This window comes from Rhizobium sp. G21, assembly GCF_014158035.1.
GTDB lineage: Bacteria > Pseudomonadota > Alphaproteobacteria > Rhizobiales > Rhizobiaceae > Rhizobium_E.
In genome coordinates, this window is sequence record NZ_JACFXW010000001.1 from 1,945,605 (window position 1) to 1,967,759 (window position 22,155).

General features: G+C 61.4%; 20 protein-coding genes and 4 pseudogenes. 14 read left to right on the plus strand and 10 right to left on the minus strand.

The features are described 5' to 3' along the window. Positions 1-97: 97 nt before the first annotated feature. Positions 98-1,047: pseudogene (locus H2O14_RS09905) on the minus strand (LysR substrate-binding domain-containing protein). Positions 1,048-1,177: 130 nt separating this feature from the next. On the opposite strand from H2O14_RS09905, the gene H2O14_RS09910 reads away from it, so the two are divergent. Next, the gene (locus H2O14_RS09910; protein WP_182827517.1) at positions 1,178-1,465 is read left to right on the plus strand and encodes a DUF1127 domain-containing protein; all 288 of its coding nucleotides are present in this window, start codon (positions 1,178-1,180) and stop codon (positions 1,463-1,465) included. 147 nt (positions 1,466-1,612) lie between these two features. Here the strand turns inward: H2O14_RS09910 and H2O14_RS09915 are convergent, their stop codons facing one another. Next, positions 1,613-2,029 (minus strand): hypothetical protein, encoded by a 417-nt coding sequence (locus H2O14_RS09915; protein ID WP_246697571.1) that lies wholly within the window; start codon positions 2,027-2,029, stop codon positions 1,613-1,615. Positions 2,030-2,358: 329 nt separating this feature from the next. On the opposite strand from H2O14_RS09915, the gene H2O14_RS09920 reads away from it, so the two are divergent. Genes H2O14_RS09920 through H2O14_RS09940 form a run of 6 tightly spaced genes read left to right on the plus strand, consistent with a single transcriptional unit; the run spans position 2,359 to position 6,667 of the window. Beyond that, on the plus strand, positions 2,359-2,694 hold the full coding sequence (locus H2O14_RS09920) for a hypothetical protein (protein ID WP_182827519.1): 336 nt from the start codon (positions 2,359-2,361) through the stop codon (positions 2,692-2,694). A 32-nt stretch (positions 2,695-2,726) separates the two neighbouring features. Next, complete coding sequence (locus H2O14_RS09925) at positions 2,727-3,539, plus strand: hypothetical protein (protein ID WP_182827520.1); 813 nt, start codon at positions 2,727-2,729, stop codon at positions 3,537-3,539. A gap of 4 nt (positions 3,540-3,543) precedes the next feature. Further along, positions 3,544-4,824: a D-arabinono-1,4-lactone oxidase gene (locus tag H2O14_RS09930; RefSeq protein ID WP_182827521.1), complete on the plus strand. Its 1,281-nt coding sequence runs from the start codon at positions 3,544-3,546 to the stop codon at positions 4,822-4,824. After that, positions 4,821-5,693: an alanine racemase gene (locus H2O14_RS09935; RefSeq protein WP_246697345.1), complete on the plus strand. Its 873-nt coding sequence runs from the start codon at positions 4,821-4,823 to the stop codon at positions 5,691-5,693. Before H2O14_RS09930 ends, H2O14_RS09935 begins: the two co-directional genes overlap by 4 nt. Before the next feature lie 8 nt (positions 5,694-5,701). Continuing rightward, positions 5,702-5,983, plus strand: coding sequence for a hypothetical protein (locus H2O14_RS27320; RefSeq protein ID WP_246697346.1), 282 nt, complete (start codon positions 5,702-5,704; stop codon positions 5,981-5,983). An 18-nt stretch (positions 5,984-6,001) separates the two neighbouring features. Continuing rightward, complete coding sequence (locus tag H2O14_RS09940; protein ID WP_182827522.1) at positions 6,002-6,667, plus strand: metallophosphoesterase family protein; 666 nt, start codon at positions 6,002-6,004, stop codon at positions 6,665-6,667. Here H2O14_RS09940 and H2O14_RS09945 read toward each other — a convergent pair. Next, the gene (locus H2O14_RS09945; RefSeq protein ID WP_246697347.1) at positions 6,664-8,364 is read right to left on the minus strand and encodes a long-chain-fatty-acid--CoA ligase; all 1,701 of its coding nucleotides are present in this window, start codon (positions 8,362-8,364) and stop codon (positions 6,664-6,666) included. The two genes, H2O14_RS09940 and H2O14_RS09945, sit on opposite strands and share 4 nt — an antisense overlap. Positions 8,365-8,515: 151 nt before the next feature. Between H2O14_RS09945 and H2O14_RS09950 the strand changes: the two genes are divergently transcribed. Further along, positions 8,516-9,571, plus strand: a complete 1,056-nt coding sequence (locus tag H2O14_RS09950) for a lactonase family protein (protein WP_182827524.1) — start codon at positions 8,516-8,518, stop codon at positions 9,569-9,571. On the opposite strand, the gene H2O14_RS09955 is transcribed toward H2O14_RS09950, so the two are convergent. From H2O14_RS09955 to H2O14_RS09985, 7 genes and pseudogenes are all read right to left on the minus strand, one after another. Next, the gene (locus tag H2O14_RS09955; RefSeq protein ID WP_182827525.1) at positions 9,565-10,524 is read right to left on the minus strand and encodes a 2-hydroxyacid dehydrogenase; all 960 of its coding nucleotides are present in this window, start codon (positions 10,522-10,524) and stop codon (positions 9,565-9,567) included. The two genes, H2O14_RS09950 and H2O14_RS09955, sit on opposite strands and share 7 nt — an antisense overlap. Positions 10,525-10,534: 10 nt before the next feature. Beyond that, positions 10,535-12,162: pseudogene (locus tag H2O14_RS09960) on the minus strand (ABC transporter ATP-binding protein). After that, a complete protein-coding gene (locus tag H2O14_RS09965; RefSeq protein ID WP_182827526.1) occupies positions 12,159-12,659 on the minus strand; it encodes a PIN domain-containing protein in 501 nt (166 codons plus the stop codon). The pseudogene H2O14_RS09960 and the gene H2O14_RS09965 overlap by 4 nt, the downstream one beginning before the upstream one ends. Beyond that, a complete protein-coding gene (locus H2O14_RS09970) occupies positions 12,656-12,838 on the minus strand; it encodes a hypothetical protein (RefSeq protein ID WP_182827527.1) in 183 nt (60 codons plus the stop codon). Before H2O14_RS09970 ends, H2O14_RS09965 begins: the two co-directional genes overlap by 4 nt. Before the next feature lie 144 nt (positions 12,839-12,982). Continuing rightward, a pseudogene (locus H2O14_RS09975) lies at positions 12,983-14,106 on the minus strand (ABC transporter permease). Positions 14,107-14,108: 2 nt separating this feature from the next. Continuing rightward, entirely contained in the window at positions 14,109-15,194 is a 1,086-nt protein-coding gene (locus tag H2O14_RS09980) for a microcin C ABC transporter permease YejB (protein WP_182827528.1), read from the minus strand. Between the two features lie 121 nt (positions 15,195-15,315). Continuing rightward, positions 15,316-17,153: pseudogene (locus H2O14_RS09985) on the minus strand (extracellular solute-binding protein). 201 nt (positions 17,154-17,354) lie between these two features. Here H2O14_RS09985 and mepA point away from each other — a divergent pair. The 6 genes from mepA (at position 17,355) to H2O14_RS10015 (ending at position 22,037) form a co-directional block, all read left to right on the plus strand. Beyond that, positions 17,355-18,488 (plus strand): penicillin-insensitive murein endopeptidase, encoded by a 1,134-nt coding sequence (mepA, locus tag H2O14_RS09990; protein ID WP_182827529.1) that lies wholly within the window; start codon positions 17,355-17,357, stop codon positions 18,486-18,488. 76 nt (positions 18,489-18,564) lie between these two features. Next, entirely contained in the window at positions 18,565-20,061 is a 1,497-nt protein-coding gene (guaB, locus tag H2O14_RS09995) for an IMP dehydrogenase (RefSeq protein WP_182827530.1), read from the plus strand. 207 nt (positions 20,062-20,268) lie between these two features. Next, entirely contained in the window at positions 20,269-20,550 is a 282-nt protein-coding gene (locus H2O14_RS10000) for a hypothetical protein (RefSeq protein WP_182827531.1), read from the plus strand. Then, a complete protein-coding gene (locus H2O14_RS10005) occupies positions 20,523-21,314 on the plus strand; it encodes a calcium-binding protein (RefSeq protein ID WP_409526948.1) in 792 nt (263 codons plus the stop codon). Before H2O14_RS10000 ends, H2O14_RS10005 begins: the two co-directional genes overlap by 28 nt. Positions 21,315-21,435: 121 nt before the next feature. Continuing rightward, positions 21,436-21,777, plus strand: coding sequence for a hypothetical protein (locus tag H2O14_RS10010; protein ID WP_210275435.1), 342 nt, complete (start codon positions 21,436-21,438; stop codon positions 21,775-21,777). After that, positions 21,774-22,037, plus strand: a complete 264-nt coding sequence (locus H2O14_RS10015) for a hypothetical protein (protein WP_182827533.1) — start codon at positions 21,774-21,776, stop codon at positions 22,035-22,037. Before H2O14_RS10010 ends, H2O14_RS10015 begins: the two co-directional genes overlap by 4 nt. Positions 22,038-22,155 lie beyond the last annotated feature (118 nt).

A 22,155-nucleotide genomic window follows, 5' to 3' on the forward strand; every position in this document is an offset into this window, starting at 1 on the left:
GCCGAATGTCATTTCAAATGCGCCCCGGTCAGGCCGATTTGCGGCCTGCTGATATGATCATAACTTCGTAATATGCGCCATCCGCCGACGCCAAACCTCACCAGCCGGGCAGCATATGCCCCGCCTTCAGACGCGGCATGCGAGGCCACATCTTCACGTCGCGATCGAGCTCGTCGTCGACATTGGCGGGCGTGATATTGTCGAGGCAGGCGGAGATATGGGCGGTAATGGCGTTGGTCAGCGAGGTCGACAGGCCCGTGCGCTTCATGATGCCGATCTGCACCGGCGCGAGCGGCGGAAGCCGTCCGGCTGCCCCAAAACCTTCATGCCGGTGCGCAGCGCCGATTCCGGCAGCACCGACACGGCCATGCCGGCGAGCACGGCGGCCGCGACGACGGTGGACGACCAGCTGGTGAAAAGGATCTGATATTCGCGGCCGATGGAATCGAGCGAGGCGCAGGCGAGCCGCCGCCACTGGCAATCGCGACGGCCCAACGCCAGCGGCACCGGGGCGTTGTCCGGCAGCGGGTGGTTGGCCGAGGTCACCCAGCAGAGCGGTTCGGTGCGGACCACTTCAGATTCGCGCTCCAGCGGATTGTGGGTGACGAGCGCGATATCGAGTTCGCCGCGCGCCATTTTCTCCGCCAGCGCCACCGAGGGCTCGCATTCGATATACAGTTCGACGTTTGGATGCGATCGCGCGAAGCGCTGGATGATCTCCGGCATATAACGGTCGGCATAATCATCGGGCGTGCCGATCCTGAGCGTGCCTTCGAGACGGTTGTCGTCGAAGGCGGCGACCGCTTCGTTGTTGAGGCGGATCATCCGCCGGGCGTAATTCAGGAGCTTCTCGCCTTCGGGCGTCAGGCGGTTGCCGCGGCCGTCCTTCACGAACAACGGCTTGCGGATGCGTTCCTCCAGCCGCCGCATCTGCATCGACACCGCCGATTGGGTCTTGAACACACGTTCGGCGGCCTTGGTGAAACTGCCCGCGTCTGCAATCGCGACGAAGGTCTGCAACTGATCGATATCAAGCGGCGTGGACATGCGCACCCCCTACACATAAGAACCGTTGATGATAACGATTAGAAACATTCGTTGGACTGATCAATAGGATTCTTTTTATCTGGCCATCATCGAGACAGACGATGGCGATGGCCCGACCGGGGAGAGTTCAATGGCGACGCGCGACACATATGCGGCAAGCGCAGAGTCCGGCATAAAAATTTTTTTTTTGCAGAACTGGACGGTACTCCCCTTGCGCGGGCTTGTGCAAATCTATCGGACGTACAAAAACCGTCGCGTGATTGCGTCGATGCGCGACTTCGATGACGCGCAACTGGCCGACATCGGCTTGAACCGGCGCGACATCGACGATGCTTTGGAACGGGCGTTCAGGGATAACCCCTACGCCGCTCTGATCCAGGCGCGCGACAAGACCGTCCGCGGCATGCGCCGCTTCTGAGAAATTTCGCCTTTGCTGAAAGGCGCACGCGTTTCCCCGCAGGGTTTCGCCAAGCAGACCCTGCCATTTGCCCGGTCGCATTGCCTCCCAGCGATGCACCGGGTTTTTTCTGCCGATTTCCCGGGCGCGGGCTCCGTGATCCGGATCTCAGCGCGCGAATGCGGCGAGCTGGGTCCGGATCATGATCTTGTAGTCGTTGATGACCGCATCGGCTTCGTCGGGCCCGAGCGAAAGGGCCAGTCGCACAGCTCCGCTCGCCAGCTGGAACATCAGGAACGTCACGCGCTGAAACGCCTCGAATTGCTCTTCGGCGATGAACGGTCGTGCGCTCTGCGAAAACTGGTCGGCGTGGCGGCGCGTGGCGGCGATATCGGCGCCCTTGGAGCTCTTGTCGGCCTGGACGGCGTTGACCATGTCGAGAATGGCGGGATCGCCGACAATGCGGCGGTAGTAATAGTCGAGCAAGGCGACGGCGGCGTTGCAGATCTCGTCGAGATCTCCGGCTTTTCCAAGACCGCTGCCGAGAACCGAATCCAGTTCCGAGATCCATTGGTTATGCAGCATCGACACGATGGAGGACTTATTGGGAAAATACTGATAGAGCGAGGAGATCGGTCCCCGGCCAACGCCGCGATTTCCCGCATCTTGACCGCGTCGATTCCTTTTCTCCGATCAATTGCTTGGCGGCGGCCAGTATTTCCTCGACGCGCTCCCGACTGCGATCCTGTTTCGGAGAACGCCTCAAATTGGAATCCAGATCCTGCATGCCTCAGCGGCCCTTCCCTCTGCGCCCCTACTTGACAAAAAGATGATCAACTGTCAGCTTCTTTATAAGGGGAATATAAACAAAACCAATTGAGCAATCCGCAAGAAAAAGCAAGCGGGGGATGGGCGTGCAGATGGGTAATGGCGCATCCATGCGCCGAGAACTGACGTCATGGCGTCGAAGCGACCTCGCATCATCCATGGCCGTCGGCTCTCTGGGCGCCCTGTCGCTGGGGTTGCAGCCGGTTCTGCTCGGAGGGCTCTTCACTGAGGGACGGGCGACATTCGATGAAATCGCCATTCTCGCTACATTGGAAATGCTGGCGATCGGCCTTGGATCGGCCATGCTGAACCTGATCGGCGGGCCTGGGTCGATGCGGCTGAAGGCGTCCGTTCTTTTGGTCCTGACGGCTGCCGCCCATACCGCGACAGCCTTTGCACCGAGCCCCTGTGGCTCATCCTGATCCGGGTCTTTGCGGGGTTCATGCAAGGCGGGTTGATCGCAGTCGCGATCGAACTCATTGCCCGAAGCCCGGCGCCCGGTCGCAATGGCGGCTGGTTCATCATCGTCCAGACACTGGCTCAGAGTCTCGCCGCGGCGGTCATCGCGCTGGCGATCGCGCCGGCCTGGGGCTCCACCGGCAGCTTCGTCTTCCTGACCGGCGTCACTCTCGCCGGCCTCCTGATCGCGCCGCGCCTGCTCGACGACTATGGTCCGCTCTCGGCGGACGCTGCGCTTCGCCCCCATGCGATGCTCGCGCTTCGTCCGGCCCTGGCGCTTCTCTCCATCTTCACCCTCTATATGTTCACAGGATCGATCTGGGCGTTTCTCGAGCCGCTCGGCGCGCAGAACGATGTCCCTTCGGCGACGGTCGGCCTGATCGTGTCGGTGTCGCTCCTGGCCCAGGTCGCCGGAGCCGTCGCCGCCACTGCTCTGGAGCCGAAGATCCCCTTCGTCGGCATGCTGACGCTCTCGGCGCTGGTCGCGGTCGGCATCGGAGCCGCTTTCACCCGAGAGGTTTCGCTGCCCTTTTTCTGGCTGCTGTCGCTGTCTTCGGGCTTCCTGTTGTTGTTCGTCACCCCCTGGCAGATCGCCATGACGGTGGCGGCGGACGGCACGCGGCGAACCGCGCTGCTCACGCCCGCCGCACAATTGTTCGGCGGCGCGCTCGGACCCGCCGGAGCTTCGTTTTTCGTCACCGGGAGCGACTACAGGCCGATCGCCGTGTTCGCCGGCGCATCGGCCCTGGTCAGTCTGGCGCTGACGCTGTCTTTCGGCTTCGCACGATCAGGACGCAAAGGATTTTGACACGATGAATGCGCCGCAAATCTGGTCGAACTGGTCGGGCTACGTGACCGCCCGCCCCCAGCGTTTCGAGACGCCTGGGACGGTCGAGGCGCTGCAGGAAATCGTGAAATCGGCGCCCGGTCCTATCCGCGTCGTCGGCTCCGGCCACTCCTTCACGCCGCTGGTTCCGAGCGACGGCACGATCCTGTCGCTCGATCATATCGAAGGCCTGGTGACCCACGACGACGAGAACTGCCGCGCCACGGTCCGCGCCGGCACCAAACTCGGCAATCTCACCAGGATTCTCGACGGCGTCGGCCAGGCGCTGGCCAATATGGGCGACATCGACAAACAATCGATCGGCGGCGCGTTGGGCACCGCCACCCATGGCACGGGCTCGACGCTCGGCGCCTATCACACGCTGCTGCAGCATATGGAGCTCATAGACGGACATGGGGAGAAGCGCGTCTTCACCCTTGAGGCGGATGGCGAGATGATGAACGCCCTCGGCGTCAGTCTCGGAGCCTTCGGCATCGTCAGCGCCGTGACGCTCAACAATCTGCCGACCTATCGGATGCGCAAGCGCCGCTGGGTGCTGCCGATCGGCGACATGATCGCCAATTTCCATTCGATGATGACCGCCCACCGCTCGGCCGAGTTCTATTTCGTCCCCTATTCCGGCCATGCGATGTTCCTCGCCAGCGACATCACCGACGAGCCGGTGACCTCGAGACCGCTGGAGGATGATGAAGACGGACTGAAGACACTGAAATTGGCGCGCAATCTCTTGAAGTGGTTTCCCTGGCTGCGCCGCAGGTTGATTTCGGATGCGATGCGCAAATTGCCGCGCGAAGACTATGTCGAGAATTGGCTCAAAGTGTATACCAGCGACCGGCAGACCCGTTTCAACGAAATGGAATATCACCTGCCCGTCGAAGAGGGTCCCAAGGCCTTGGCCGAAATCATCGAACTTACAGAGAAGCGCTTTCCGGAAGTCTATTTCCCGATGGAAGTGCGCACAGTGGCCGCGGACGAGATCTGGCTCAGTCCTTTCTACAAGCGACAGACCTGCTCGATCGCCATCCATCATGACGCCGCCGAAGATCCCATCGCCTTCCAGCGCGCCGCCGAGCCGATCTTCCGCCGCTATGGCGGCCGCCCGCATTGGGGCAAGATGCATACGCTGACCGGCGCCGATTTCGCCAAGCTCTATCCCCGCTGGAAGGACGCAATGGAGGTGCGGCGCATGCTCGATCCCGACGGAAGGTTCGTTTCTCCTTACATAAAACGGCTGATCGAAGCATGAGCGACGCCTCTTATTTTGACGGGCTCGGCCGGGCTCTGACGGACGCCGGCCGGTTTCAGCCGACGCTCGTCATCGATCGCGACCGGCTGGACGCCAACGCCGATATCGCAGCGCGCAAGAAGCCGCAAAGTCATGGCCTGCGCCTGGTCGACAAGTCGCTCGCCGTTCCCGCGCTTCTGGCGCGCCTAATGACGCGTCTCGGGACACAGCGGGTGATGAGTTTCCACCTGCCGATCACCCGCGCTGTCCTGACCGCCCATCCCGACGCCGAAATCCTGTTCGGCAAGCCGATGCCGGCCGCCGCCCTGAAGCAGGCGCTGCAGCAGGCGGGCGCCGAGGAGCGGCAGGCGTTGACCCGTCGAGCCGTCCATCTCGTCGACAGCCCCGAGCGTGCGAAAGCCTATGCGGAGATCGCCGCCGCGTTCGACCTCGATCTGCGCGTCGCGGCCGAAATCGATGTCGGCATGCATCGCGGCGGTTTCGCTTCGGCGGCGGAGATGAAATCCGCCTTTTGCGGACCTCAATTCTCTCGCCTGCATCTGGAAGGCGTGATGGGCTACGAGGCCCATATTCCGAAACTGCCGGGCTTCGCCGGCGGCCCTGCAGGCGAACGCGCCCGCGTGCTCGAGCGCTATAGAACATTCGTCGATGCTTTGGCGCCGGGAGAGCGCGGTATCCTCAATATCGGCGGCAGCAACACCGCGCTTGGTTACGGACCTGATCTCGCCAACGAGATCTCCATGGGTTCAGCCTTTCTCAAGCCGACCGATTTCGACAGCGTGGAGCTCACCGATCTCTTGCCGGCCCTGTTCATCGCCACGCCGATCCTCAAGCGGGTCAAGGCGCAACTGCCCGGCCCGTCCTTTTAACCAGCCTGATGCAGACGCTCGGAAGGTTTCCGCGCGAGGGCTGCTTTCTCTATGGCGGCAAATGGATGGCGACGGCCGTTCATCCCGATGGGATGCGGGAGAATGCGCTTTGGGGGCAAAGCTCCAACCAGCAATTCATGGCGCTGCCGAACGGCTCCATGGCGCGGGAAGGCGATTTCGCCTTTCTCCGCCCGAGCCAGAGCGAAGCGGTGCTGCAGCAATTCGGCCCGATCGCGGTTTACTCGGGCGGAGAGATCGTGGAAGACTGGACGCCGCTGCCACCCGGCTGATTGGCCCGAAAGATCATCATGAGCGTCACCATCGCCATCGGCGACATCCATGGCTGCCTGAATGAGCTCGCCAGCCTTCTGGACATCATCGACCTCGCCTATGACAAAGGCACGGTGGTCTTTCTCGGCGACTATGTCGATCGCGGCCCCGACAGCGCCGGGGTGATCGAACGCGTCATGGCCGGGCCACGCTCCCGCGACTGGCGCTGGATCGCATTGCTGGGCAATCACGAGCGCATGATGCTCGACGCGCTCGAAGGTCGAGACCGGGAAGGCTTCTGGCTGCGCAACGGCGGCGAGGAGACGCTGCAATCCTATCGCGGCGAGGTTTCGCAGACGCATCGCCTTTGGCTTGCGCAGCGTCCGCTGCTGCATGTCGATCCATTCCGCGTTTTCGCTCATGCCGGCCTCGACCGGAGCAAGTCTCTCGAAGACCAGGACGAGAACACGCTGATCTGGCGCAGGCCACACCCCGAAGACGACCATGGCGATTTCTTTGGTCGTCATCTCTGCCACGGCCATACGCCGCGTGACGAAAATCCCGTCACGCGCGGCGGGCGCAGCAATATCGACAGCGGCTGCGTGTTCGGCGATCGCCTGACGGCGGCGGTGTTCGACGATCATGTTCCGGGCGGACCGGTACGATTCATCGCCGTATCCAGTCGCTATCGCTGGTCGGGCTAGGTGCGCAATTCCTTTCTCAGGATCTTGCCGACATTCGATTTCGGCAGGCTGTCCCTGAATTCGATATGCCTCGGACGCTTGTAGTTGGTAAGTCTCGACGCACAATACTCCTTGATTTCCGCCGCGGTGAGATCGGGATTCTTGCGCACCACGAACAGTTTCACCGCCTCGCCGGAATGTTCGTCGGGCACGCCGATTACCGCCGCCTCCATCACGCCGGGATGGGACGCCACCACTTCTTCAACCTCGTTGGGATAGACGTTGAAGCCCGAGACGATCACCATGTCCTTCTTGCGATCGACGATGCGGATATAGCCGTTCTCGTCCATCACGCCCATGTCGCCCGAGCGGAAGAAGCCGTCCGGCGTCATCACCTTGGCGGTTTCCTCGGGCTTGTTCCAATAGCCGGACATGACCTGCGGCCCGCGGATGCAGATCTCCCCGACCACGCCGAGCGGAACCTGCCTGCCGTCGTCATCCTGGATCTGGATATCGGTCGAGGGCAGCGGCAGGCCGATCGTGCCGGTGAAGGAGCCCGCGTCGAGGCGATTGACCGTGGCGATCGGCGAAGTCTCGGACAGGCCGTAGCCTTCGGAAATCGGGCAACCGGTCACCGCTTGCCAGCGCTCGGCCACCGGCCTCTGGCAGGCCATGCCGCCCGCCAGGCTGAGAATGAGCTTGGAAAAATCGAGCTTCTTGAACTCCTCGTTGTTCACCAACGCATTGAAGAGCGTGTTGAGGCCGGGGAAGACATGGATCTTCTCCGACCGCAGCACCTTGACGAAGGCGGGAATATCGCGCGGATTGGGGATCAGCACATTGCGCGCGACCTCCTTCATGCCCATCACCAGATTCACCGTCAGCGCGAAGATATGGTAAAGCGGCAGGGGGCAGATGAAGGTGAAATCCTCGGGCTTCCCAGCCCGCCGGTAGAGCACGGACAACCAGACCGACGTCTGCTCCGCATTGGCGAGAATATTGCCATGGGTCAGCACCGCGCCCTTGGCGACGCCGGTCGTGCCGCCGGTATATTGCAGGAAGGCGACATCGGCGGCAGAGACGTTTTCGGCGCGAAAACGCATCGTCTGCGCCTCGGCCATCAGGCTCTTGAACGGCACATGGCCGGGCAGCGTCCAGAGCGGCACCAGCTTCTTGACCTTGCGCACCACGAAATTGACGAGATGGCCCTTGAGGCCGAGGAGATCGCCCATGGTGGCGACAACGACCGTCTCCACGCCGGTGCCCGGCAGAGACTGCTGTACGGTGGCGGCGAAATTCTCGAGCGTGAACAGAAGTTTCGCGCCGGCGTCCTTGAGCTGATAATTCAGTTCGCGCGGCGTGTAGAGCGGGTTGACATTGACGGCGACGAAGCCCGCGCGAAGCACCGCGAGCGCGACCACGGGAAATTGCAGGATATTGGGAAACATGATGGCGACACGATCGCCGTGCTTCAGCCCTTTCTGTTGCAGCCAGGCCGCCACCTGTCGCGACATCACGTCGATATCGCCGAAACTCAGCGTCTTGCCCATGCAGGTGAAGGCCGGCTTATGGCCGTTGCGGCTGACGACGTCCTCGAACAACTCGCCGAGCGAGGCGTGCTTCAGGGGCTGGATTTCGGACGGAACGCCCTCGGGATAGGACTTGAGCCACGGCCTGTCGCCGGGCATCGGCTGCAAGCTCGAATCGAATGCGTTCATTGTTTCCTCCCAGCGCACTTTTGACATCCTGCGCTCTCCTCGACAGAATGTTAATCGCCTTTGCTCCTCACGCAAGCAAAGACTAGTTGACATTGACGTAAACGTCAACGCGTAGCTGACAGGCGCTCGCGTTTCACGATCGGAAAAGCTGATGAGTCCAGAATCCCATCTGTTGATATGCTGCGCCGCGCCAGGCGCGGGCGCGCTCGCGATCCATCGCCTCGGCGGCGCGACGACAGAATTTTCGGCTGCCCCCAACCCGTCCTTTCTGGCGGCGTCAGGCAAGACCCGGTCGATCTATGTGGCCAGCGAAAGACCCGAGGGGCCGGGGCTGGCGACGGCTCTCGGCTGGCAGCAGAACAGGCTCGCGGCGCTGAGTTCTCAATCGACCGGTGGGCACGCCGCCGTACATCTCTGCCTCGACAGGACTGAGCGTTTTCTGTTCGTCACCAATTACCAAGCCATGTCTGCGCCCAGCGACGCCTCCCTCGCCGCCTTTGCCTTGACCGACAGCGGCGACCTGGCCGATGCGATCGCGCGTTTCACGCATCGAGGAAGCGGCCCCGACCATGCGCGCCAGCAAGGACCACATTGCCATTCGGTCGCCATCAGCCCCGACAATCGCCGCCTCGTCGCCGCCGATCTCGGCGCGGACAGATTGTTTACCTATCGTTTCGACAGCAAGGCGGGACGCCTGACGGTCGAAGGCGAGACCGAAACCCCTGCGGGCGCCGGACCCCGCCACGCGATATTTCATCCCAATGGACGGATGCTCTATGTCACGGGAGAGCTGGATTCGACTGTTCTCGCCTTTTCGGTCAGCGATGAAGGACTGCGACCGGCGGCCAGCCTGCCCGCCACGCATCGCAAGCCCAAAAGCCGGAACTACCCCTCGGGCGTTCTCGTAACGCCCGACGGCCATCATCTGCTGGTCGCCAATCGCGGCGCCGATACGATCGCGGTGTTCTGGATCGATCCGCAAAGCGGCTTGCCGACATTGAAGGCGGAGTATGAGTGCGGCGGCGGCGGATTTCCGCGCGCCATCCGTTTCGATCGGGCCGCCCGGCGCCTCGCGGTCGCCAATCAGAAAACCGACGCCGTGGCCTTGTTCGACTGGGACTTCGCCGAGGGGAAACTGTCAGCGGAGCCGACCGCGGTGATCCCGGTGAAAGCCCCGCTCGACATGCTGTTCGTCAATCCTCAGTAACCTGCGCCTCGCGCCACCACATGCTCCAGCGCCTCGCCGCGCTCGAAACGGTCGATCTGCCGTTCGACATGGGCAAACAGCGCCGAGACATCCGAATCCGCCGCCGAATGCGGCGTCATGATCACATTGGGCAGTGTCCAGATCGGCGAGGTCTCCGGAAGCGGCTCGACCTCGAACACATCGAGCGAGGCGGCCTTGAGCAGGCCCGACTGCAACGCTTCCACGAGATCGGCCTCGACCTGGCTGCCGCCGCGGCCGGCATTGATGAACACCGGACCGCCGAGCGCGCCGTCGCGCTTCAGCTTCGCAAACAGATCCCGGTTATAGAGGCCGCGCGTCTCCGCCGTTAGCGGAAGGAGGCCGACGAGCATGTCGGACTGGCCGAGGAAGCGGTCGAGATCGGCCTCCGCATGCATGGCGACACCATCGACCGCTTTGCCGCTTTTCGACCAGCCGATGACCTTGAAGCCCATGGCCTTGAGCTTGTGGGCGGCGTCAGACCCGAGCACACCCATGCCCATGATGCCCACCGTGAGATCGGCCGCCTCGGGTTGCGCCAGCGGCTTCCAGACGCCCGCGCGCTGCTGGGCGTCGTAAGCGAGGTGCTGGCGCAGATGCATCAGGCACTGCATCACCACCCATTCGCTCATGCGCGTGGTCAGGGTGTGGTCGACGAAGCGCACCAGCGGCAGATCGGGCAGGCCGGGCAAGGTCAAAACATGATCGACGCCCGCCCCACCGGAAAACAGCACTTTGAGATCCTTGGCGCGCGCGAAGAGATCGTCGAGCGGCTTCCAGAGCAGAGCGTAGGAAATGCCAGAGAGATCGCGATCGCGCTGGGCGGGGTCGGCGCGGTTGATCACCTCGCGGCCCGAAAATGCGGTCTTCAACCCCTCCGCCACCTGATCGGGGTGAAAGCGGAGATCGACGATGATGGGGCTTTTGGTGGTCATGCGAAACCTGTCACTGGCGGATGGCGGCGGTCTTGACCGCCTCGATGTTGAAGGCGGCGGCGAGAAGGGCCTTGGTGTACTCCTCGCGCGGATTGGCGAACAAGTCCCCGGCCGGGCCTTTTTCCACCACCTGGCCATTGCGCATCACGATGATGTCGTTGGCCAGCGCCCGGACGACCTTGAGGTCGTGGGAGATGAACAGATAAGCGAGCTGATGCTTGACCTGCAGGTCGCGCAAGAGATCGACCACCTGCGCCTGCACGCTCATATCGAGCGCCGAGGTCGGCTCGTCCAGCATCACGAATTTCGGCTTCAGCACCATGGCGCGGGCGATGGCGATGCGCTGGCGCTGGCCGCCGGAGAATTCATGCGGATATCGGTGGCGCGTCTCGGGATCGAGCCCTGTTTCGGCGAGCGCTGCGGCGACCGTGCGGTCGCGCTCGTCCGCCGTCAGTTGTGGCTCATGCACCAACAGTCCCTCGCCGACGATATCGGCCACCGACATGCGCGGGCTCAGCGATCCATAGGGGTCCTGAAAGACGATCTGCATCTGACGGCGCAGTGGCCGCATTTCGGCGAAGCCACGTCCCTGAATATCCTGTCCGACAAAGGCGATGCGGCCCTGCGACGAAATCAGCCGGGTAAGCGCCAGCCCGAGCGTCGTCTTGCCCGAACCGCTCTCTCCGACGATCCCAAGCGTATGGCCAGCCTTCAGCGTGAGATCGACGCCATCCACCGCCTTCACATGATCGGTCACGCGCCGCAGGAAGCCGGTCTTGATGGGGAACCATACCTTGACGTCGTCGGCTTCTATCACGATCGGCTTGTCGGCGTCTGTCGGCGGCGGCTCGCCCTTGGGTTCGGCGGCCAAGAGCTTGCGGGTATAGCCGTGCTGGGGATTGGCGAAGATCTCGGCCGTCGGCCCCATCTCGACGATCTTGCCCTTGGTCATCACGCAGACTCGGTCGGCGACCTTGCGCACGATGCCGAGATCATGGGTGATGAACAGGATCGACATGCCATGCTCGCTCTTGAGCTTGCCGAGCAGTTCGAGGATCTGCGCCTGCACGGTCACGTCGAGCGCGGTGGTCGGCTCGTCGGCGATCAGCAGTTCCGGACGGTTGGCGAGCGCCATGGCGATCATCACGCGCTGGCGTTGCCCCCGACAATTCATGCGGATAGGCCGTCAACCGCTTTTCCGGATCGCGAATGCCGACCTGGGTCAACAGTTCGATGACGCGGGCGCGGGTGGCCGCGCCCCGGATCGGCTGGTGCAGTTCGAGGATTTCGCCGATCTGCCGCTCGATCGAATGCAGCGGATTGAGCGAGGTCATCGGCTCCTGGAAGATCATGGTGATGTCGTCGTCCGCGCACCTTGCGCAGCGCTTCCGGCTGGGCGCTGAGCAGATCCTGCCCCTTGAACAGGATCTGGCCCGAAGGGTGCGACGCCGACGGATAGGGCAGCAGCTTCAGGATCGAATTGGCGGTCACCGATTTTCCGGAGCCGGATTCGCCCACCAGCGCGACCACTTCACCCTTCGCGATGTCGAAGCTGACATGATCGACGGCGATCGACGTGTTGCCGCCCTGATGAAAGGCGACGGAGAGATCGCGAATGGAAATCAGCAGCTCGGTCATCGTGTGAGATCCTCGAGAATGGCGGCCAAAGTCGGCGCATCGGGCCGGATCACCGGCGCGGGCGTCAGCGCGACGCCAGTTAGGGGATGAATGGCGGGCTCGCCGGCGTTGATGCCTTCGTCCTGCGTCAAGAGATGCGAACAGCCCGCCTGCATGGCGGTTGCGACGTGAATGGCGTCAGGCAGTTTGAGCGACCGGCGGGCGGCGCGGAGGGCGGCGGCGAGATCGAGAACCTGCTCGGAAACTGGAACGACGGAGAGCCAGTAACTGCCCGCCTTCAGTCCCGCGTAAAACTGCGCCGCAGCATAGGCGCGTTCTCGATAGGGTTTAACCAGCAACTCCGAAAATGTCAGAGCGCTGGTGAGAAACCGGGGAGCGGTCTCCGACCGGCGATGTCCCGCGATCACTTCGCGCAGAGCATCGCCTTTTCCGAATTCGTCTTCGAGAAAGGCGATCAATATGTTGGTGTCGAGATACACCAGCGGGAACAAGGTCATTCCTCATCCCATTCATCGCGCAGGGCTCTGATGTCAGCCACCGCGTCTTCCAGAGACCTGGGCTCCCTCAGCGAGGCTCTCGCCTGCTGCAGCGTCGTCCAGAAATCCTCACCCTCGCTACGACCCAACGGGGCATTCTCCACCTGTCGGGCGGCGCCCTCCTCGATCACCAGCCGCACCGTCTCCACCCCGGAAACTGCGCGCGCAGATCCTCGGGCAATTGCGAAACGGGATAGTGCTCGCGCACGATCTTGTTCATCGGCGGCCTCCTGATCTGGACCACCCCGACACTAAAGCCAAAACCATCGGAAAGCGAGAGTTGCTCATCCGAAGGTCTTTCTCGGGTCGAAAGCGTCGCGCACCGCTTCGCCGATGAAGATCAGCAGCGACAGCATGGCGGCGAGCGTGAAGAAGGCGGTGAAGCCCAGCCAGGGCGCCTGCAGGTTCGATTTGGCCTGTCCGACCATTTCCCCCAGCGAGGGCGAGCCGGGCGGCATGCCGAGACCGAGGAAATCCAGCGCCGTCAGCGTGCTGATCGAGCCCGACAGGATGAAGGGCAGGAAGGTCAGCGTCGCCACCATGGCGTTGGGCAGGAGATGCCGCCACATGATGACGGCGTTGCCGACGCCGAGCGCGCGGGCGGCCCGGACATATTCGAAATTGCGGGCGCGAAAGAATTCCGCCCGGACGATGCCGACAAAACTCGTCCAGGAGAACAGCAAGAGAATGCCGAGCAGCACGAAAAAGCCGGGCGGCAGGATCGAGGCCATGATCAGCAGGATGTAGAGCACCGGCATCGACGACCAGATTTCGATGAAGCGCTGGCCGATCAGGTCGGTCATGCCGCCAAAATAGCCCTGGATCGCGCCGATGGTGACGCCGAACACGGCCGAAGCCGCCGTCAGCGCCAGGCCGAACACCACCGACAGCCGGAAGCCGTAGATAATCCGGGCGAACACGTCGCGCGCCTGGTCGTCGGTGCCCAGCCAGTTCATGTTGCCGAGCGTGCAGTTGGGATCCTTGTCGCCGAGCGGATAGGCCGAACAACGCTGCTCCTCCGGCATCAGCCAGAAGGGTTTGGTCGGCGCGGACGTGGGCACATAGGTGTTGGCGGTCAGATAGGAATAGCGGATCGGCGGCCAGATCATCCAGCCGTTCTCCTCGATCTTTTCCCGCACCAGATCGGTCTTGTAATCGGTGGTCGGCAGGAAGCCTTCCTCACCGAGAAGGTCGCCTCTTCGTAATCCTTCACGATGGGCGCATATAACTGGCCCTTGAAGGAAACGAGGATCGGCTTGTCATTGGCGATGACTTCGGCGAACAACGACAGGCCGAAGATCAGCATGAAGATCCAGAACGACCAGTAGCCGCGGCGGTTCGCCTTGAAATTGGCGAGGCGGCGCTGGTTGACCGGCGACAGCCGGGGCTTTTTGACGGTCTCGGCCATGATCACACCTCCCGCTTTTCGAAATCGATGCGGGGATCGACCCAGGTGTAGATCAGGTCGGAGAGAAGACCGACGACCAGTCCGAGCAGCGAGAAGATGTAGAGCGTGCCGAACACGATCGGATAGTCGCGCTTGATGATCGCCTCATAGCCCATGCGTCCCAGGCCATCGAGCGAGAACAGGTTCTCGATCAACAGCGAACCGGTGAAGAAAGCGGAGATGAAAGCGGCGGGAAACCCGGCGATCACGATCAGCATCGCGTTGCGGAACACATGACCATAGAGGACCCGATGCTCCGTCAGCCCCTTGGCGCGGGCCGTCACCACATATTGCTTCTTGATCTCGTCGATGAAGGAATTCTTGGTCAGCAGCGTCGTGGTGGCGAAGGAGGAGATCAGCAACGCCGAGATCGGCAGCGTCAGATGCCAGATATAGTCGACGATCTTGCCGCCGATGCTCATCTGGTCGAAATTGTCCGAGGTCAGGCCGCGCAACGGAAACCAGTCCAAGAAGGACCCTCCGGCGAACAGCACCACCAGCAGGATGCCGAACAGGAATCCCGGCACCGCATAGCCGATGATCACCACGCCAGACGTCCAGACATCGAAGCTCGATCCGTCCGACACCGCCTTGCGAATGCCGAGCGGAATTGAAATCGCGTAAGAGAGCAGGAGCACCCAGACGCCCAGCGAAATCGACACCGGCAGCTTCTCGACGATCAGATTGACGACGCTTTCGTCGCGGAAGAAGCTCTGGCCGAAATCGAAACGGGCGTAATTCCACACCATCTCGCCGAAGCGTTGCCAGGCGGGCTTGTCGAAGCCGAACTGCTTTTCCAGCTTGGCGATCAGCTCCGGATCGAGCCCTTGGGCGCCGCGATAGCGTCCGGAACTGTCGGACGCTTCATTGAAGGACAATTCGTTACCGCCGCCCGAAAGCCGGTCGCCGCCGTTCTGGTTGGTCAGATCGGCGATCATCTGTTCCACCGGTCCGCCGGGGGCGAATTGCACGATGATGAAGGACAGAAGCAGGATGCCGAGCAGCGTGGGGATGATCAGCAGAAGTCGCCTCAGAATATAAGCGGCCATCTCAGCTCTCCCGGTTCGGGCCGCCGCGAAGCGGCGTGACTGTCAAGATCTGCAACGAGGTCTCCATGACGGATTGGTCAGATATCGCGCTTCCACTAGCCTCAAAAGCTTTCGCCAGGCTTCATTGGCCCTTGGCCCACCAAATCGAGGGAAAGCCGGAGGAATAATGCGGCAATTCCTCGGGGCGCTCGAACTTGTCCCAATAAGCGATGCGGCTGGTTCGCAGCGTATAGGACGGGACGATGTAATGATTGTGCAGGAGAACACGGTCGAGCGCTTTGACGGCGGCCACCTGGTTGTCGCGATCGGGCGCAAAGATGATCTTGCGGATCAGCGCGTCGATGGCGGGATTGGCGATGCCGGCATAGTTCTGCGTGCCCTCGGCGGCGGCGGCTTTCGAGCCCCAGTATTCGGCCTGTTCGGAGCCGGGATTGAGGCTCTGCGCCCAGCCCTGATACATCACGTCGAAATCGCGCTTGCGCCAGCGTTCGGTGAATTGCGAGGCGTCGACGGAGCGCACCGTGGCAGTGACGCCGATCTTTTTGAGATTGGCGGCGAAGGGCAACGCCACGCGCTCGATGATGTTGGAGCTGAGCAGGATCTCGAACTGAAAGGGTTTGCCGGTTCGGGCGTTGACCATGCGGCCGCCTTTCAGCTCCCAGCCGGCCTCTTTGAACAGACCGAGCGCCTTGCGCAGATTCTGCCTGAGCTTGCCTTCGTCGCCCGCGACAGGATTGGAATAGGGCGTGGTGAAGACGCTCGGCGGCACCTCGTCCTTGAGCGCTGTGAGAAGGTCGAGCTCCTTGCCCTGCGGCAGTCCCGACGAGGCCAGCTCCGAGCCGAAGAAATAGGAATTGATGCGGCTATACTGACCATAGAAGATCGTTCGCTTCAGCGTCTCGAAATCGAAAGCGTAGTTCAACGCCTCGCGGACCCGCGCATCCTGGAATTGCTCGCGACGAAGATTGGGGATGAAGCCGACCATCACGCCGGATGAGCGGTAGTCGTTGGGCAGCTCTTCTTTCTTGACCTTGCCCTGTTGCACGGCCGGGAAATCATAGGCGGTCGCCCAACGCTTGGCTTCGTTCTCGGCCCAGAAGTCGCTGTCGCCGCTGCGGAAGGCTTCGAATTCCACGTCGATATCGGCGTAATAGGTGTATTCGATCCTTTTGAAATTGTTGTAGCCGATATTCACCGGCAGGTCCTTGCCCCAATAATCGTCGCGAAGCTCGAAGGTCAGCGTCGAGCCGGGGAGATCGCCACGAGCTTGTAGGGGCCGGAGCCCATCACCGGCTCCAGCGTGGTGGCGGCGACGTTGCGCTTGACGCCGCGGGCGTCGGCTCCCTCCCACCAATGTTTCGGCACGATGGTCAACTGCCCGACGGTGGCGACGAGGTCGCGATTGTTCTTTTCGTCGAAGGTGAACTTCACCTCGCGCTCGCCGGTCTTCTCGGCCTTGATCACATGCTGGTAATAGAACGCCTTGGCGGGATCGAATTCCTTCACCTTGTCGAAGGAGAAGATCACATCCTCGACGGTGATGAGCTTGCCGTCGGCCCAGGCAGCCTTGGGATGGAGACGATAAGAGACCGAGGAATAGTCCTCGGGATAGGAGACGCTTTCGGCGATCAGCCCATAGGTCGACAAGGGTTCGTCGAGCGAAGGCTTCATCAGGGTTTCATAGACCAGCGCCGCGGCCGGCAAAGCAAGGTTACCCTTGTTGGGGATCGGATTGAGCGAATCGAACACGCCGAATTCCGACATGCGCAGCACGCCCCGCTTGGGCGCGTCGGGATTCACGTAATCGAAGCGGCTGAAGCCCGGCTTGTATTTCAGCTCTCCCAGGCTGGAAACGCCGTTGGTCCAGAACCCTTCCTCGGCAGAGGCCGGCGCTGCGGCCAGCCCCGCAATCAGCGCGATGGCCGGGGTGAGTATTCCCAAACGTGCGAAAAAGCCCATGAAAAACGCCTGCTGTTCGATGTTCGAATCTTGCTTATTATCTTATGTGAAAAAATGATCGTGGCAAATTTGCCATTCCCGCGCGTCCTTTTCCCCGCAAATCGGCGCGACGGCCAATTTCAGCCAAGTTTGATGTATTCTGATCCGCAAATCACCTGCCGGCTGCGGCGGTCGCTACGGCAAAGGAAGGATGCGTCATTGATGCGGAAGATCATGAAGGCGGGGCTGGGCGCGATTTTGATAGCGGCGAGCGCGCTCGGCGCCGTCGCGGACGAGACCACGCCCGCCAAGCAATTGTTCGGCAAGGTCACGCTGCCGTCGCGGGGGCAAGCGGCGTCGATCGGCTTCTACGCCAAAGGCTGCCTGTCGGGCGGCGTCGCCATTCCGGTCGACGGGCCGGCCTGGCAGGTGTTGCATCTGTCGCGCAATCGGCGCTGGGGCAATCCGCGCATGATCTCGCTGCTCGAGCGGCTCTCCCATGACGGCCAGGAAAAGGCCGGCTGGTCCGGTCTCCTGGTCGGCGACATCTCGCAGCCGCGCGGCGGCCCCATGCTGACGGGGCACGCCTCCCACCAGATCGGGCTGGACGCCGATATCTGGCTGACGCCGATGCCGAACCGGCAGCTTTCCTATCAGGAGCGCGAGACGTTTCCGGAAAACTCCGTGTTGCGCAAGGGTGCGCTGACCGTCGATCCCAACAAATGGACGCCGGCGCATGCCCGCATCATCATGACGGCGGCGAGCTATCCGGAAGTCGAACGCGTCTTCGTCCATCCCGGCATCAAGAAGAAGCTCTGCGAGACCTGGCGGGGCAATCGCGCGCTTCTGTCCAAGGTTCGGCCGATCTACGGCCATCATTATCACTTCCATATCCGCATGAAGTGCCCGCCGGGCGCCAAAGGCTGCACCGACCAGGCCGATCCGCCCGATGGCGACGGCTGCGGCAAGCCGCTCGCCTGGTGGTTCACCGACGAACCATGGGGGAACAACAAGCCGAAAACGCCGCCGAAGAAGCCGGCCAAGCCGGTAAAGCCACGCCAGTTGACGCTCGCCAGTCTTCCAAAGGCCTGCGCCATTGTGCTCGGCGCGCCCTCTGTCGGGGCCGCCGCAAGGGCGGATTACGAACCCGCGACGAGCGCTGCCGCCGATCCGGTTCCAATTGCAGCCTATGCCGCGGCTCCATCGGCCGGAGACGACTTCTCGGCTTTTGCTCTGATCGGCCCCGCTCCCATTCCCGGGCGCGACCGCTCGATCAGTAATCAGCTCTTCGCGCCTGCGAAAATTCATGGAACTTTCATGCGGGAGGCAGTTCCCTTCCCGCATTTTCCGTGTTAGCAGCCCTCGTCATCTTCCGAAAGGTTTTCCCGCTTGCGGCGTCCCGGCCGCATCGGCCAGGTATAAGGAACATGGCATGGCCCGCATCATTGAGACCATCACCGGCCTAGAGGCCCTCACCTTCGACGATGTGCTCTTGCAGCCCGGACATTCCGAGGTCATGCCGGGCCAGACCAACATCACCACGACCATCGCCCAGGACATCGAACTGAACCTGCCGCTGCTGTCTGCGGCGATGGACACGGTCACCGAAGCCCGTCTCGCCATCGCCATGGCGCAATCCGGCGGCCTCGGCGTCATCCATCGCAATCTCTCGCCCGAAGAACAGGCCGAACAGGTCCGCCAGGTCAAGAAGTTCGAGAGCGGCATGGTTGTCAATCCCGTCACCATCGGCCCCGACGCCACGCTCGCCGAAGCGCTCGGCCTGATGAAGGCGCACGGCATTTCCGGCATTCCGGTGGTCGAAAACCACAATAGCGGCCGCACCGGCCGCCTCGTCGGCATTCTCACAAATCGCGACGTCCGCTTCGCCAGCAATCCCAATCAGAAGATCTATGAGCTGATGACGCGGGAGAACCTGATCACGGTGCGGGAGAACGTCGATCAGGCCGAAGCCAAGCGGCTGCTGCATCACCACCGCATCGAGAAGCTCCTGGTGGTGGACGACGCCGGCCATTGCATCGGCCTCATCACCGTCAAGGACATCGAAAAGTCGCAGCTCAATCCGAACGCCTCGAAGGACGCCCAGGGCCGCCTGCGCGCCGCCGCCGCCACCTCGGTCGGCGAAGACGGCTTCGAGCGCGCTGAGCGCCTGATCGACGCGGGCGTCGACCTGCTCGTCATCGACACCGCGCATGGCCATTCCCAGCGCGTGCTCGACGCCGTGACCCGCGCCAAGAAGATCTCCAATTCCGTGCGCATCATGGCCGGCAATGTCGCAACGCCCGCCGGCACGCAGGCGCTGATCGACGCCGGCGCGGACGCGGTGAAAGTGGGCATCGGCCCGGGCTCGATCTGCACCACCCGCATCGTCGCGGGCGTCGGCGTGCCGCAGCTCGCCGCCATCATGGGCGCGGTCGACGTGGCCCGCAAGGCCGGCATTCCGGTGATCGCCGACGGCGGCATCAAATTCTCGGGCGATCTCGCCAAAGCCATCGCCGCCGGCGCTTCGGCCTGCATGATAGGCTCGCTGCTGGCCGGCACCGACGAGAGCCCCGGCGAGACCTATCTCTACCAGGGCCGCTCCTTCAAGGCCTATCGGGGCATGGGCTCGGTGGGCGCCATGGCGCGCGGCTCGGCCGACCGCTATTTCCAGGCGGAAGTGCGCGACACGCTGAAACTGGTTCCCGAAGGCATTGAAGGCCAGGTTCCCTACAAGGGACCGGTTTCCGCCGTGCTCCACCAGCTCGCAGGCGGCCTGCGCGCCGCCATGGGCTATGTCGGCGGCGAGACCATTCCCGACTTCCAGGACAAGGCGACCTTCGTGCGCATCTCCGGCGCGGGCCTGCGCGAGAGCCACACCCACGGCGTGACCATAACCCGCGAAAGCCCGAACTATCCCGGCGGGGCGTGAGCCCCTATATCACTCCCAATTATAAAAACCCCGCCAAGCCGTTGGCGGGTTTTTTCGCGCCTGCAATCGGATAAGGTTGAGTGAGGTAAACGCAATATATTCAGGTGGATAGTTTTGAACTGGTCTTGCTGGTTCAGAGATATCGAACAATACTCGTATGCAACTTAAATTAGATTTCATTTGCATACGCTTGAGAGGAATACGCGAATGGCTGTCACCAAAGGCTTCGTCACCCGTGGAGATGACACAGCAAACACATTGTTCTTCGACTATGTTATTCACGAAGACGAATCCGTAGACGTCTACAATATTATCTATGCCGGAGCCGGAAACGACACGCTGTGGGGAAACACCGATCGCGAATACGGCGTAGGCGTTGCTCTATTTGGCGAGGATGGTGACGACGAAATCTGGGACGGCGATACGTCGGACACTCTGTCGGGGGACGTGGAAATGACACAATCTATTATGATGGAGGCGATGACGTAATCAATGGCGGCCAAGGTTATGACATCCTTGACCTCACATCGGTAACCTCGAAAACTTCCGCCTTTAAGTTGGACAACTTGAATTTTAGCGGCATCGAGAAACTGGTGATTGATGAGGCTGTTTCCGTTTCTAATTTTGACCTAGAGACCTTTAGAGAGATAGCGAGTCAGTCCTCAGATATTCCAAGCATACGTTTTAGAGAAGCGGCCGCAATCGACTATCTCAATCTCACGGGCAAGCCCAAGAATTGGTATGTCTCCGGATCCAAATACGATGACGTTCTGGATTTTTCTAAAAATACTGTCCGCGTCTACCTTGATGGGGGAAGCGGAGACGATATCCTGAAAATCGGCGCAAGCGGCAACATTTCGGGTGACAGCGGAGATGATGCCATATTTGGCAGCGCTGGGAACAACCAGCTGAATGGCGACGTCGGAAACGACACTCTAATTGGCGGCGAGGGCAACGACCGCTTGGACGGCGGGGCAGGCAATGACAGGCTCAACGGCGGCGCCGGGAAGGATAAACTCATCGGCGCCGCGGGAAATGACCTAATCTTCGGTGGTGACGGCGATGACCAGATTTATCTTGAGAGCGGAGTCAACACCGGATACGGCGGCGCAGGTGACGATTACATCTCCTACAGCGGCTCTGAGGCGCAACTTCTGAAAGGAGAGGCCGGAAATGACACTTTTCGGATCGGGTCGGCATCGAACAAGGTGGTGACAGTGTCAGGGGAGAGGGAAGCGACGTCCTGCTGGTGACTGGCCCGAACATCTCCAATCTGTCGCTGAGGGGGTCGAAATCCTTGATCTCAGCGAGACGTCTCGCCTAAAGGTTGATCCGACTGCGTTTGAGACTATCGAAAAGTTTCGAGGTACGGATTTGCGAAAAATACTTGAGTTTTCGTCCGCCGCAGACTTCACTTGGCTCAAGGGTTTCTCAAAACCCGAAGATTGGAAAATCTTCGGCTCGGACGATTCCGACAAGATCGATATGACGAATGCGAGTGGATCGTATTGGACGATTGATGGCCGGAGCGGCGACGATCTGATCATCGGCTCCTCAAGGTCTGTAGAATACACCTATTTGAACGGCGGCGCGGGGAATGACACCCTGATCGGAGGAGCGGGAAACGAAAACTTCGACGGCGGGGCTGGAAGCGACGTCATCAAGAGCAATGGCGGCATCGATACTTTGAGTTTAAAGTCAGGGGGTCAGACTTGATCGTATTGGAAAAAGGATTCGACGAGCTCCTTGTATACGACTTATCCACCCTTGGAAAAGAACAAGATAAAATCGATTTATCCGAATTTTCCATTGTCGAAGATTTCAAGGATTTGACTGAAAACCACGCTGTTGAATGGTTTAAAGATTCAACGCTCAAACATTTAGACAACACGACCATTGACTTGGGGAGAGATAGAGAATTGGTTTTAAAGGGAGTTGCTATAGAGGATCTGCAGGAGTCTCAGTTTATTTTCTGAGCCACAAAGAGAATAATGAATGGGCATCGGGCGACCCAGGATCTGTCGCCCGATCGAGCCTGACATCCCCTGAGGCAACCGCCCATCGATATTGCGACAATTTAATTTGTGCAGCGCA

Excerpts from the sequence above, each read along its gene's own strand:
- H2O14_RS09910 (WP_182827517.1), top strand. The coding sequence starts at position 1,178 with ATGGCGACGCGCGACACATATGCGGCAAGCGCAGAGTCCGGCATAAAA.
- H2O14_RS09915 (WP_246697571.1), bottom strand. The coding sequence starts at position 2,029 with ATGCTGCATAACCAATGGATCTCGGAACTGGATTCGGTTCTCGGCAGC.
- H2O14_RS09930 (WP_182827521.1), top strand. The coding sequence starts at position 3,544 with ATGAATGCGCCGCAAATCTGGTCGAACTGGTCGGGCTACGTGACCGCC.
- H2O14_RS09935 (WP_246697345.1), top strand. The coding sequence starts at position 4,821 with ATGAGCGACGCCTCTTATTTTGACGGGCTCGGCCGGGCTCTGACGGAC.
- H2O14_RS27320 (WP_246697346.1), top strand. The coding sequence starts at position 5,702 with ATGCAGACGCTCGGAAGGTTTCCGCGCGAGGGCTGCTTTCTCTATGGC.
- H2O14_RS09940 (WP_182827522.1), top strand. The coding sequence starts at position 6,002 with ATGAGCGTCACCATCGCCATCGGCGACATCCATGGCTGCCTGAATGAG.
- H2O14_RS09945 (WP_246697347.1), bottom strand. The coding sequence starts at position 8,364 with ATGAACGCATTCGATTCGAGCTTGCAGCCGATGCCCGGCGACAGGCCG.
- H2O14_RS09950 (WP_182827524.1), top strand. The coding sequence starts at position 8,516 with ATGAGTCCAGAATCCCATCTGTTGATATGCTGCGCCGCGCCAGGCGCG.
- H2O14_RS09955 (WP_182827525.1), bottom strand. The coding sequence starts at position 10,524 with ATGACCACCAAAAGCCCCATCATCGTCGATCTCCGCTTTCACCCCGAT.
- H2O14_RS09965 (WP_182827526.1), bottom strand. The coding sequence starts at position 12,659 with ATGACCTTGTTCCCGCTGGTGTATCTCGACACCAACATATTGATCGCC.
- H2O14_RS09980 (WP_182827528.1), bottom strand. The coding sequence starts at position 15,194 with ATGGCCGCTTATATTCTGAGGCGACTTCTGCTGATCATCCCCACGCTG.
- mepA (WP_182827529.1), top strand. The coding sequence starts at position 17,355 with ATGCGGAAGATCATGAAGGCGGGGCTGGGCGCGATTTTGATAGCGGCG.
- guaB (WP_182827530.1), top strand. The coding sequence starts at position 18,565 with ATGGCCCGCATCATTGAGACCATCACCGGCCTAGAGGCCCTCACCTTC.
- H2O14_RS10000 (WP_182827531.1), top strand. The coding sequence starts at position 20,269 with ATGGCTGTCACCAAAGGCTTCGTCACCCGTGGAGATGACACAGCAAAC.